The following is a 13,359-nucleotide window of genomic DNA, read 5'->3' as shown; positions in this document are numbered from 1 at the left end:
ATTATGCCTCCTGACCAAAACAATACCGGCGGAGCGTGTCGGAAGGTTTGCAGGCCTTTGCTTTTTGTCCGGCCGGAGGTGCTTCGGCTGTACCCCGGACTTTTTCGAAGTATGCTTGTGGGGTTTGTCGGGTCGTCCTATCGTCCGGCGCTGGCGGGGCCGCAGGGAAGCGATTTTTATAAGGTTTTATGTCCGTCCGTAGAGGTTTTTGAGTATCCTCAGGGCTGGCAGTTCCGCAGTTGGAGCCGGCCCATGCAGGAGTTTCTTGAACTGATTTATTCCTATCGCCCGACGGTCCTGCACGGCGTTTGGCCGGCCCATGCACGCCTGCTGCGTTTTCTTTCCGACTGCTTTGAGGTCCCTTATATCCTGTCTTTTTTTGACTTTCCGACCAAACTCTTCAGCCGGCTGTTTCCTTTTGAGCAGGCGGATGCTCTGACAGCCGCCAGTGAGCCGATTCTGCAGGCTGTCCGGCAAAACGGACGCGGACAGCTGCCTCCGATTCATCTGATCCGACCCGGCTGCTATGCAGAGGATACCTGTGTCTGTTTTTCCGACCCCTCCCGTCTGCCGAGTCTGGTTCTGGCTCATCCGCTGGACCGGGCCGAATCGCTGGAACCGTTTCTTCAGGCCCTGCGACACCTGCGGCTGGACGGATTTGACTTTTTTGCGGCGATTCTTGGTTCCGGACGGGCGGAACATGCGGTTCGACGAAGGGTAAGGAATCTCGGTCTGCGGGCGAATGCCATTGTGGTTCCGATGGAGGAGTCAATTCGGGATGTGCTGTCCGGGGCCGATATCTTTGTTTATCTGAATCCGGTCCGGCGATTCGAGCCGCTTTTGCTGGAGGTCATGGGAACGGGACTGGCCATAGCGGGGGCACCGGACCCGGCGGGGGGGCTGCTGCAGGACGGCAAAACAGCCCTTTGGCTGGAACCGAACAATGAATTGAGCATTTATACGGCTCTGAAGAAACTTCTGAGCCGCCCGGAGCTGGCCCGTCAGCTGGCTGCAGCGGCGCAGGATTACGTTCGCCGCCATCACCCTGTCAGCAGGATGATTGAGCAGCTGATAGAGCTATATTTGTCGGTTCGGAAACAGTCATCCGATTCACGGAAGACGCCTTGAACAGGACACTGTCTTTGCAAAGACTTTTGGAGTATTAGTCCAAATCAACAGTCAGCCAGTTCTCGCAAAAAAAGACCAGGTCAGCCAAATTGACTTGCCCGTCCCCGCCGGCAGGCGCCAAATCTGCCGAAGGAACCGCGGGAGAGTTCATCCACTGGGATGACAAGACGGCAAAGTCGTTCATGTCAATTTTTCCGTCTCGAACCAAATCCGTCGGATGGAAAGGAACGCCCGCCAAGCGAATCGGCGGCTTAGGCGGAGTGCTCATTCCATTTCCCAGATAAAAATCAACATGATGCGACTGCATATACCCTTTGACCGTCATGCTGTTTCGATAAGCCGGATTGTGCGGAAGGGTGTAAATCCGCCGGCTGGTGGGAACATTCGTGGTAAAAATCCCCAGCTTGGTATAATTGCTGTTGGTCACGATGACCTCCTCCCGCCAGTCCCCGAGAATATCGCCGTAAAACATCGGACAGCCCCGATCGCTGCGGGTATAGGTTTCATAGTTCCACGTGGTGACAAGCCGTGAAACGGAACTGGTGCTGTAAATCCATTTTTCAATTTTGCCGTCGTTGTAGCTTTCGCTCAGCTCATCTCCATCCCACCAGAGGCGCAGGCAGGGCCACGGGGCATTCGGCGCAATCTGAATCCCCGTCGGACCGTTCCACATTCCGTCAAATGCCCAGCATTCAAAACCCGGATATCGTGGGTCTGTATCTCCGACATCTCCTCGTCCCACATCCACCACCGAAGCAGAGTAAGACCATAGAATCTGTCCGGTGCCGGCGTCATAGTAGTAAAACCGCAGGCCGCTCGGATTGCTTTGCTGGATACCGTATCCCTGAAGGCCGGGCCGGCTGGGGTCGAACTTGCCGATATGCCAGCGGTCCCCGTGAACGATTCCCTGCTCGCCGAGATTGTAAAGCAGCGTTCCATTGTTCCGGAGTACAAAGCCGAGATGGCAGACCTCATCCATTCCATCCCCATCGACATCGATGATGCGGATTTGGTGGCCGTCCGGACAGTTTTGTGACCCGCGGAGCCACTTCCATCGCTGGGTCAGTGCCGTCCCGTCAAAGTCCCAAGCACAAATCATCATATTAAAATCCCCATCCCCGATGCGGTTTTTCATCGAGGCAATGATGCTCGGCGTCTTGCCGTTCAGATAGCCGATACCCATGTGCGCTCCCATCGGTCCGTCTGCAATGTAGTCGGTTGGTATCTGAATACGGGCCCGTTCCGCCCCGGTCATTCCGTCCAAAACGGAAATGAACTGCACCAGGTCATTGGGGGCTGTCAAAACCGTTCCGTCGCCGAAAACAACGCCCCGGGCGGTGCGAAGCACAACCTCCGCCTTTCCGTCGCAGTCCAGGTCGTACACGGTGACTCCGTCCCAGTGTCCTACATCAATGGTGGCTGAGCCGGGTTCTATGGTATAGGTGTTGGTGCTGTTGGGCCCCAGATTGACCGACCACAAAAAGGTACCGTCCCGCCGGTAAGCCTCGAGGGACTGAGGCCTTCCCTCCCAGTTCAGACGGTCCAGCACAAAATCATATTCGCCGTCTCCGTCCAAATCTCCCACCCAGACAAAGTGAATCTCATCCGTATTGCTTGTCTGCAGAGGAATCACAATCAGCGGCTGGACCGGGCTGTTGGCGGGCAGTGTATAGGAGCCGCTTGCCGCCTGTTCTGCACCGTTCAGTACCGGTCTGACAAAGTAGGTATTATTCACAGAAAGATTGGCTGTCGTATCGGTGAAGTTGGTCCCGCCCGTCAGCACTGTGCTGTTCAGTTTGACAGGAGGTCCACCGGCCGCAGAGCGGTAAAGATTAAATCCAATGTCTTCAGGGTCGGTTCCCAACAGACGCCAACTGACAAACACGCCGCTGCTGTTTCGTACGGCAACTACACCGCGTCCCAAATTTTCCATATACCGGCGGGCAGGAGCCGTCCTTTCTGTTTCAAACCGCCAGACCGGTCCGGTGACCGTTTCCGGAGCCCCCGCCTGCGAACCGTAAATGGATTCATCAACACGCCAATAAACCACCTGATTCTTTGAAAAGACAAGACCGGGACCGGATATCGGATATTGGTCCCGCTCCTGCGTACCTCGCGGAACATAAACGGGTGTTACGCCGGAAAAATCAGGACTTTGAGGCTCCGAATCGCGGGGATATTGAATCCAGTACAGATAAAAGCCCGTAATTTTCGGGTCGGCAATCGTCTGGCCGGGTTCCGTGGGATGGAGAATCTGCCCCGGCCGCCAGCTGAAAACTACATTGTCTCCGGAAACGGGTTGAGTGCCGTCCGGCTGCGGCTGGTTGGCCGGCTCAATCCAATAGGCATTCGGCAAAATGATGGCAGGGGCGGAAACTCCCTCCTTCGTGGCGGCATAATACTGCGAACCGCTGCCGTCTGCCGGGCCAATCAGCACAAACGTTACCAGCCCGTTCGTATCGCCGGCAAGAAAAGAATCCAAATTCAGAGAAGACGGATTGGAAGTCAGCGTATAATTCGAACCGGCCGGGACAAACAGAGTTCCCAGAAAAGTCACCTTCGCTTCATTCAGAGCAAAATTACCCGAGGAAGCCGGAAGCATCCAGGGACTGTTGTTGTATGTAATGGTCATCTCATTCCACAAATCATCCGGACCGTCAATCACTCCGTAGACATTCCATGTTCTTGAGTTCTGTGCGGAAGTGATAAACAGCTGAAGAAGAGCCCCCGACAGATTCCGCCCGCGGACGGGATTGAGGTCAAATCGGACGTACCCAATATGAGCTCTCACACCCGTATAGTTGCGAATGTCCATGGTAGAGGAGCCGCCATAATTACTGTCAGGACCTTTGTTGCTGTCATTGCCGACAAAAGTATCGGCCCCGTTCCCATCTGCCGTGGATAAAATCACTTCCGGAAAAGCAGCGGCTCCCGACAGAAACAACGCGAATACGCATGACCGAAAGACTGTTCCGAATTTCATAAAACCCCCATAGCAAATAGCCGTTTTATGGTTTGGTTACCGGACCGTAGATTTCCAGTTCCAGAATCTTCAATGTCCCTCTGGCCGACGATGCAGCTGTTTCCGTCCCGGCCTCATCCTTCTGACCGGTGACTTCCACCAGCCCAAAGGCATCCTGCTCATCAGGACGCCCGGTCAGCTCTACCGTCAGACTTCGTCCCCGAACCGGCTCAAATCGAATGGTATAATAGCCGAGATTCTGGCGAGTCCTTCCTGCAAAGACGATTTTGTCATCAACCCGAATACGGATTGGATATGTCCGCCTCCGCCAGTCGCCGAACTTGATAACTACTTCCCCGACGAGGGTTTCTCCGGAAAATTCGTATTTGAGCCATGCCGTCCGGAGCGTTCCGTCATTTTCCCAGCCCGTGCGTTCGTTGTCATCGACAGTCAGCATCGCCTGGTCCGGATTGGCTCCGGCCGTAATCCGAGCGGCGGAAATCGGAACACGGCTGATTTGGAGCGACGGACCTTTTGGCGTCGGACCGCGGCTCAAATTCCCGACAAGTTCAGCATCCGGCAGTTCAACACAGAGACCGTTGACAACTTCAACAGGCCGGGACGTGATTTCAATTTGAGCTTCTTCCAGCCCCTCCGAAGCAGCGGTCAGCACGATTTGTCCGGCCTGAACAGTCGAACGAATCATCACCCGGTTTACGCCGCACTCAACAGGCAGCTCTTTGGACAGGATATAATTGTCCGGCCCCTGTGCGATACCGCCTATCCATTCCGCTGGTCCGGTCAGCTCAAACCGAATCAGATTCATAGCCGTTGGGCAGCGGCGGCCTTCGGCATCCACCACCTCCACGTCAATCAGGGCCATATCAGCTCCATCCGCCCGAAGCCCTTTCGGCCCTGTATGGACGGTTAACCGAATCCGTTTCGGCGGACCGGCTGTGATTTTCTCCGTTCGGCAGACTTCCCGACCCTGGGCATCATAGCCCACGGCCCAAATCGCCCCCGGCTCCCAGCTAATATCGCGGAATGTAAAAAGAAACCGACAGCTCTGCTCTCCAAAGCCCATCGATCGGCCGTTGATGAATAATTCGACTTTTTCGGCGCCGGAAACAGCGTAAACATTCTTTTTGACTTCCGGCTGGTAATTCCAATGCCCCAGCAGATGAATTCGCGGCCTCTCAATGTCCACCCAGCCGTCCCACATTACCTGATGAGCAAACCAGCCGTCTTTCGGAAGCCGCACCGCATCAACTTCACCGCTTCGTCGGTAATTTTCCGCTCCGCGATAATGCGTATTCGTATCGGAAAAAATAATATTAACCCCTCCGGAACTGACCCGACGGCCTGTTCCCGGACGATGTTCCCAGTAATCGTACCAGCGAATCACATTTTCAATCGCGTGCGAATCCTGATTGCGGTTGTACGGCTCCGGCGGCGTATTGCCCCGGCGAGGGCCATCCCCATCCTTGTGATATGGGGGCGAGTACTCATCCCAGTATTTCCGCAGTCCCTCATCCCGTGAATATTCCATCGCCCACATCGGGATACGAGCGCTTTTGTTAATATACAGCATCTCTCCGCCGTATTCGGCAATTCGGCTGTCGAGCATCTCCCGGCAGCCTATTGCTCGCCCCCCATGCGGGTCCCAGCAGTCCCGGATGTGCTTCATCTCCGCCATATGGGCTTCGCTGATTCCCTTGTTGCCGGCTTCGTAAAACAGAATGCTCGGATTGTTCCGATTATAAATGATTGCATCCCGCATGACTTCCAGCCGATGCTCCCACCGCCGCCCGCTCACATCCGATTCCGCATCTCCTGCCGGCATCGCCTGAATCAGTCCGACGCGGTCGCAGGATTCTATATCTTGTTTGCTGGGGGTAATATGCATCCAGCGGACCAGATTCGCATTGCTTTCGACCATCAGGCGGTTGCTGAAATCGCTCATCCACGGGGGCACGGAAACCCCGACGGCAGGCCACTCGTTTGTGCTTCGCTGGGCATACCCTTTCACCTGAATCACACGGTCATTCAGGAAAATCATTCCGTCGCGAAACTCGGTTTTTCGAAAACCGGTCCGCGTGCGGACTTCATCGACCGCCGTTCCGTCTTTGATTAACCTTGTAATCACATCATATAAGTACCCGTAGCCCCAACTCCAGAAATGCAGTCCTTCCACTCGTCCGGAGGCCTGCACAATGACTGTGCCCCCCGGCGCCAGGGTATAGGGAATGCTTGTGAAGGACTTTACGATTCGGCCATCCCTATCCTGGATGCTTACTTCGCAGTGAAAGGTCTGAGCGGAATCGGTCTCATTCCGGACCTGGGATTCTGCACACACAACGGCTGTTTGATTCGGAATATCAAAGTCCCGGGCGTAGATGTACACCCCGCTGGTCCCCAGTGTGGTATAGAGAGGTAGGGTCTGATAGAGTTTTCCGGCCAGATGCAGCTTAACATTTTTGGTAATTCCGCCGTAGTTGGCGTTAAAATTACGGTCATTCCACTGGTAACGGCTGTTGGTTGCTTTTTCCCGATACTCCCAGCTGTTGTCTACTCGGACAGCCAAAACATTCGCTTCCGGAGCCGGTTTGACCAGATTGGTGATGTCAAAACCAAACGCCGTCACTCCGTTTTCATGGCGCCCGAGGAAGCAGCCGTTCAGATAAAACTCACCGGCTTGACGGACGCCTTGGAATTCAAGAAAAACCTTTTGTCCGGCCGTTCCTTCCGGCAGGACAAAATGCTTGCGATACCAGGCAATCCCTGTCGAAAGGTCCCGAATATCTTTTCGAAAGGCCTCTTCCTGATTCCATGCATAAGGCAGCGTCACTTGCTTCCAGTGACTGTCATCAAAATCCGGCCTCTGAGCATCTGCCGAATCTCCGACAAAAACTTTCCAGCCGGGATTGAAATTATAAACTTTTCGACCGGCAAAAAGAACATCTTCCGAAAGATTGAACAAACAGAGCAGCAGAAGAGTCGGAACAGAACCCGATTTCAGAACCATTTGATACTCCCTTTGCTGTTGGGGCCGCGGATGCTGTCGGAATTTTTCCCCGGAAAAGAGACCTTATCGTCTCGGGCGCAGCGCCCAGCCGGTGGACAGCCACTCAATATCTTCACTGCGCGTTCCGGCCGGCGGATAGGTCACTCCATAGAGTTCCCCGGGCTTCATATTCGCCCCTTTGGCATAGTGCTCCAGCACAATCGTGTCCTTCCACTTGCGAATTTCTGAATGGCCGTCTGCGAAGCCGAATACGGCGCTGTTTCCATGGCTGACGGCCAGCGGGTCGTGCAGCCCCCACGGCTCAGAGGTGCTGCCGGGCGCTGCCAGCGACCACCACCCGTTCCAGGACCAGTTTCGAGACCCGTACGTACCGATTTCTACAAACACAAACCGTTTGCTGGGCGGATTGATTTCCCCCATCTTTTTGATGGAATTGCTGCTGCCGTTGTTCAGACAATAGGGCATCGCATAACTCACATACAGCGGTGTGCCGTCGCATCCTTTGCGCAGTTTGTCTGCCGGGCAGTGATACACCTCAGGGGTGCCCAGATAAGGAAACAGTTTTCCTTTCTGAAGACCCCGGATTTCATCTTCATCGGTGACCGGCGGGGCCGTCTGCGTCATCGACAGAGAGGAGCTTGTGGCATCAGTTTCCCGATGCGGCTGACCAATCCAGCCCTGCTGACAGACCGTCTGAGTCCCGACATTTTCCATCCGGCAGCTCATAATCCTGCCGCCGTTCTCGTCCTGATACATAAACCAGCCGGTGGACATCTGCCGCAGATTGCTGAAGCAGACTGCTGAAGCCGCTTTCTTTTTGGCCAGATTCAGACCGGGCATAACAATCGTCAGAAGCAGCCCTATGATGGCAATTACCACCAGCAGTTCAATCAGCGTAAACCCGCTTTTTCGCATCGTTTCACTCCTTGAAAGAAGGTTGCGGCTATAGAAGGGCATTTGCAGACCTTCCCTGATGTCTGCAAATGCCCTGTGAACACGCCTACCGTTTTTGTTTTCTGAAACGACTCGCCAGGCTGCCGACTGCCAGCAGCATCAGCGAGGCAGGTTCCGGCACAGCATTCGGCAGAATCAGCGTCGGGGCTGACCAGGTCGGGTTGGAGGCAAGCCCTTCTTTGGCCGCAACATAAAACTGCCGGTCTCCTCCTGTGGGAATCAGCACAAAGGTAACCAGTTTGTTTCTATCGGCGGCCAGAAAAGAATCCAGATTCAGACTTGCTGTGCTGGAGGTCACCAGAACCGGCTGTGTATTCGGAACAAGAACTGTTCCAAGCAGGGTCAGTTTGGTCTCGTCGATGATGTACGTACCATTGGCCTGCGGGTCCGTCGGAATCATTCCGGGGGCTGTATTGTATGTTATGCTCATTTCGCCCCAAAAATCATCCACACCGTCGATTAAGCCGTAAATGTTCCAGGTTCGGGTTGCTCCGCCCTGCGTTACATAAAACTGAAGCTGAGCCCCGCTGAAATCGCCGCTGACGCCGGTCAGGTCAAACCGGATATACCCGATGTGAGCCCGTACTCCTGGATTGTTGCGGATATCCAGGGTAGCGCTTGCACCATAGTTGCTGTTTGGGCCTTTGTTGCTGTCATTGCCCACAAAGGTATCAGCTCCGTTGCCATCTGCGGTTGTGATCAAAATGCCCTGGGCCGCAGACACCCACAGCACCGTCAGCATAATCAGAAATACTCTTTTCATCTTTCCAACCTCCTGAAAAAAAGTTTTTTCAAAGGCGGGCGGAATTGCTTCCGCCCGCCGAACAATCGGCTCTCTTACGGACAGGACAAGCTTCGGCAGTCCATCCACTGAGCGGCAAAGGTCGCCAGATCAGCCAGATTCACCAGACAGTCAGAATTAAAGTCCATCCGGTTTGCGGCAAATCCAGGCACGGCTTTGGCCGCTGCGCAGGCATCCGTTCCAACAAAAACCCGTACAGAATCCGAGTTGGACTCCGCCCCATCGCTGACGGTCAGACGGAATGTATAGTCACCCGCCTCGGTAAAGACCACAGTGATATCTTCGACATCATTGGGGCTGATGGTTACGGTCGGGCCGCTCAGCTGTTCCCACAAATAAGTCAGCGGTTCCGGCAGACCGTCATCCGTCGCCGTGGCATTGATGAACACCGTGGCCGTAGCCGGGTCACCAAGATGGCCCAGCCAGATATATTGATCAGGACCGGCGTTCACAGAAGGTCCGATGTTGAACGTATTAAACGACCAGACCCGGCCGCGATGGAGAACGCCCGGCTGAGAAGAATCACGCACGTCCACGACCCAGTAATAGCGTGTAAACTGAGCCAGACTGCCCGGCAGCGAAACACAGGTGTTTGTCGTATTGACGGCCAGTGTATATTCCAAATCATAATTCGGCGCCAGACGATTGGGCTCCCGCGTGCCGAAATAGACATCGCAGGTGATGATGCCGCCCGGCAAATTGGGCTCCGGATTGCTCCAGCACAGCTGGTTCAGATTGGTGGAAACCACCTGATTCATCGCGGGGTTCGGATTGGATGCCCAGAACGGATTGGGCTCAGCGGGCAAAACCAGCCGCGGTGCCACAAACGTCGGGTCCGTTGAGTCGGCCTGTCCTTCTTTTGTCAGGACATAATACTGAGTCCCGCTGCCGTCCGCCGGACCAATGAGAATCAGCGTAATCAGATTGTTAGTGTCCTGTTTGATGAAAGAAGCCAAATCCAGAGAAGCTGGATCGGAGGTGCGGAGCATGTTGCCTCCGGCCGGCACGGACATCGTTCCCAAAAAGACCACTTTGGTTTCATCCAAAGCAAAATTGCCGGCACTGGCCGGAAGCATCCACGGGCTGTTGTTGTACGTAATCGTCATCTCATTCCAGAAATCGTTCGGACCGTCCTTAACTCCGTAAATGTTCCAGGTTCGAGTGTTCTGAGCCTGTGTAAGAAACAGTTCCAGACGAGCCCCTGTCGGGTCCACACCGCCGATGCTTGTAATATCGAACCGCACATATCCAATGTGAGCACGTACATTGGTATAATTACGGATGTCCATTGTGGTACTTGCACCGTAGTTATTGTTGGGGCCCTTGTTGCTGTCATTGCCCACAAACGTATCCGCACCGTTTCCATCCGCTGTGGAAACAATCATTTCCGCCCGGGCAAGCCCGGCCAGACACAACAAAACAATCACCCATGCTGTTCTCATAAAAAAATCCTCCAAAAAAAGTTTGCGATGAATAAAACATTTTTTTCATTCCGAGCTTCACGCTTATCAGGTCTTTTTGTCGTCAGTTCGCTGCTCCCTCCAGATGAATTCTGGGTTTAACAAACAGGCACAAGTCATTGTCGATGGAATCATCAGAGCCCTCCGCAGCAATCAGGGTCAGATAGCGGCACGTCGGCGGCAGGGAGATATGAATCGGTTTGGGGGCATCATCCGGTGTCATATCTTCAGCGGCAAAGACCTCCTGTCCGTCCAGAAGAACAGAAAAAGCGGCCCTGGGAATGCTGGTTCGGCTTTCTTGGGGACCAACCGGCGACAGGCCGCACAGAGCTGTGAAGGATTTCAGGCGTCCGTATTCGGCTCGCAGAGTGTTCAGGTCGAACGTAATTCCGGCATTGGCGTGCATCAGAATCGCCGGATTGTCGGCCCCGCAAACCTGACCGCCGAGCTGAAGACGCACAAACCGCTCCGGGGAAAGCGGGTCGGGGATTTCTTCCGCATTTGTTATGGCAAAATTCGTCCGGCTTTGCGATTCCTTCGCAGCCCACTGAATCGAACCGTCCGAAACAATCGGAATCGGCCTGCGGGAAGCCCGGTTGTCCACAACACGGAAAATGCCCAGTTCTCTCCAGACCGTCTCATTCAGTTCAAACCGTCCGAAGGGGGCGTTCTTGAACCCGGGCGCTGTGCGGTAATCCGTCTCATTCTCATCCCAGAAGTCTTCCGGACCGTCCCGCAGGCCGTAAACCGACAGACTTCGTTTGCGGTTTCCGCTGTCCAGACAAAGGTTGAAAACAGCTCCTGTTACATCCTCTACCTGGCGAATATCAAACCGCAGCAAAATCATGCGAACCCGCTGGTCCTGAATATACCGGCAGTGCAGAAAATGGGAGCTGCCGTACCGGCGCCAGGTCCGATTCATCACATCATTCGTCAAATAGGTGTCGGCCCCGTCCCCCTCTGCTGTTGTTACAAAAACCGGCTGACCGTTCCGGCCCCGCGGGAAATACAAGGAAGGCATTTTTGACGGATCTCCCTGGGCTCCTTCTTTGGAGAAGAACCAATAGATAGAGGCATCATCCGAATCCTTCTTCATCACCAACAGGGTAACCAGACCGTTGGTGTCTTCTTTCAGAAACGCATCCAGATTCAGTTCCGAACTTTCGGAGCGAAGAGGGGTCGGTTCCCCCTGACTGGCCGGAATGAAAATTCCGTCGATGTAAGGACTGAAGCGAACGGGAATATAGGACCGAAGGCTTTGACCAGATGGTTTCAGCCGGCTGGCATCCAGGAGGCCTTGTCCGTCCCAGGCGATTGCCTGATTGCGTTTTCCGCTGCCGCCGCCGTTCCCTCCGCCTACAATATCCGCCAGGCAGATATAAGATTGCCCCCGCCAGACGGTCTGGTTCTTGGAATCAACCGAGCGGACAAACCTGTATTTTTCGAGACGAATTTCTGAAATTTCAAAGGTTTGGTTATTGTATCGAACGGCGTTGTTTTCCTGAACAATCAGGCTGATGTGGGGTTTGCCTTTCGGACCGGCAAACAGATGGACCGCTCCTTTCATCACATGCAGTTCGGAAGAACCGTTCAGGTCTGCCTGCACGCCGAACTCCGTACCCAAATCAATCATTTTGGCTGTCGGCGTCTCGACCGTAAAGCCAATCCCTTCTGCAGAGACCTGCACATAAAGCCGCCCGTAGGTCAGCAGAATCTCATGGCCTGATTTCATCTCAAATTCCGCCGGCCCCTCAATAGTCAGTGAGACACCCTGGTCTGTTTTCAGGGCAGCGATTCCTTTGGACAAAACCAGACGCTGATGCGTGGACAGCCGGGAAGAATTGCGAAGCGACAGAGTCGGATCTGCCCAGACCGCCTTGATACTGTCTGTTAATGTGGCGACTTCAATGCCGCGTTTCAGAGAAACAATGTGCGCATATCCAATCAGAAAAAACAGAGCGGCGGCCGACAGCGCCAGGGAGATGATAGAGAAGCGACTGACCCGGACGGGAATCCGGCCTGGTCCTGTTTTCGGTTGGGGTTCAATAGTTTCTTTCGGTTCGGCGGGCCGTTCAATGCCCGGGGCCGTTTCCTCTTCGCGGGCCATGGCCTTCCAAAAAGCCATATTGTGCAGGGAATCGCCCGCTTGCGGCAGTCCGGACAAGTTCGGTTCAAAGGCCTTGCCGCTTCGCAGAAGGGCACACATATTGAAATACTCGTAGTAGAACCGGCAGGCCTTTTTGTCCTCGGCTAAAATGCGGTCCAATTCCTCCACTTCTTCGGGACGGATTGTGCCTTCCCGGACGGCGTCCAGCAGTTCAAACATTCTCTGGATATCTCGAGCGTTTTTCATCGTTCAGCGTCCCACCCCATCTGCCTGCGGATGCACTGAAAGAGCTGTTGGTGAATCCGCTGGTATTCCTTGTAGAGACTGTTGACGCTTTCCTGAATCCGCTGGGCAATCTTCTGGATGGTTGCGCCGTCTTCATAACGCAAAGCCAGAAGCTGCCGGCTGCGCTCCGACATTTTTTTGATGCACTGACGAAGGGCCTTGAGAGATTCATCCGTATCGCCCGACAAAGAAGCGGCAATTTCGCTGATGTTTTCGATGGTCTTGCGGCTGAAATACTTGTTTTGAATCTTTTGCTTTTTGATATGCGAAAGCACCTGGAAGTGGGCGACTTTCAGAGCCCAGGACAGAAAATCTGTTCCCGGAGTGTATTGTTCAAACTTATTCCACAGCACACTCATGGTTTCCTGAAGGATATCGTCCGCCTGATCCCAATCCCCGACAATGGACATAATAAATCCATAAATCCGATGCTGGTATGTGGAGTAAAGATTCAGAAAAATCTTTACGCGTTCATTTTCAATTGCGGACATTTATAATCCTATATTTAGGGTTCTTGTCCTTATTTTTCTTAGGCATATATCTCTGCAGAGGCAATTTGGTAAAAAAAGTAAAAGAAAAACAAAGTCGGCTTCTATTTGTGACAACAAAACATATAGGACCTGTTATGTCTTTTTG

8 protein-coding genes are annotated in these 13,359 nt (G+C 53.9%); 1 reads left to right on the top strand and 7 read right to left on the bottom strand.

Features of this window, described 5'->3' with window-relative positions:
• The first annotated feature begins 3 nt into the window (after window positions 1-3).
• Window positions 4-1,128, top strand: a complete 1,125-nt coding sequence (locus WHS88_05190; protein MEJ5259568.1) for a glycosyltransferase — start codon at window positions 4-6, stop codon at window positions 1,126-1,128.
• A 34-nt stretch (window positions 1,129-1,162) separates the two neighbouring features.
• Here WHS88_05190 and WHS88_05185 read toward each other — a convergent pair whose 3' ends face one another.
• From WHS88_05185 to WHS88_05155, 7 genes are all read right to left on the bottom strand, one after another.
• The gene (locus WHS88_05185; GenBank protein MEJ5259567.1) at window positions 1,163-4,111 is read right to left on the bottom strand and encodes a DNRLRE domain-containing protein; all 2,949 of its coding nucleotides are present in this window, start codon (window positions 4,109-4,111) and stop codon (window positions 1,163-1,165) included.
• Window positions 4,112-4,136: 25 nt separating this feature from the next.
• On the bottom strand, window positions 4,137-7,115 hold the full coding sequence (locus WHS88_05180; GenBank protein MEJ5259566.1) for a sugar-binding domain-containing protein: 2,979 nt from the start codon (window positions 7,113-7,115) through the stop codon (window positions 4,137-4,139).
• A gap of 63 nt (window positions 7,116-7,178) precedes the next feature.
• The gene (locus WHS88_05175; GenBank protein ID MEJ5259565.1) at window positions 7,179-8,030 is read right to left on the bottom strand and encodes a type II secretion system protein; all 852 of its coding nucleotides are present in this window, start codon (window positions 8,028-8,030) and stop codon (window positions 7,179-7,181) included.
• Between the two features lie 85 nt (window positions 8,031-8,115).
• Window positions 8,116-8,832, bottom strand: a complete 717-nt coding sequence (locus tag WHS88_05170) for a DNRLRE domain-containing protein (protein ID MEJ5259564.1) — start codon at window positions 8,830-8,832, stop codon at window positions 8,116-8,118.
• 74 nt (window positions 8,833-8,906) lie between these two features.
• Window positions 8,907-10,313 (bottom strand): DNRLRE domain-containing protein, encoded by a 1,407-nt coding sequence (locus WHS88_05165; protein ID MEJ5259563.1) that lies wholly within the window; start codon window positions 10,311-10,313, stop codon window positions 8,907-8,909.
• Between the two features lie 82 nt (window positions 10,314-10,395).
• Entirely contained in the window at window positions 10,396-12,684 is a 2,289-nt protein-coding gene (locus WHS88_05160; protein ID MEJ5259562.1) for an NPCBM/NEW2 domain-containing protein, read from the bottom strand.
• Complete coding sequence (locus WHS88_05155) at window positions 12,681-13,214, bottom strand: sigma-70 family RNA polymerase sigma factor (protein MEJ5259561.1); 534 nt, start codon at window positions 13,212-13,214, stop codon at window positions 12,681-12,683. The genes WHS88_05160 and WHS88_05155 overlap by 4 nt, the downstream gene beginning before the upstream one ends.
• Window positions 13,215-13,359 lie beyond the last annotated feature (145 nt).

The sequence above is a fragment of the Anaerohalosphaeraceae bacterium genome (assembly GCA_037479115.1).
Taxonomy (GTDB): domain Bacteria; phylum Planctomycetota; class Phycisphaerae; order Sedimentisphaerales; family Anaerohalosphaeraceae; genus JAHDQI01.
This window is presented reverse-complemented; position numbering and strand designations above follow the sequence as displayed.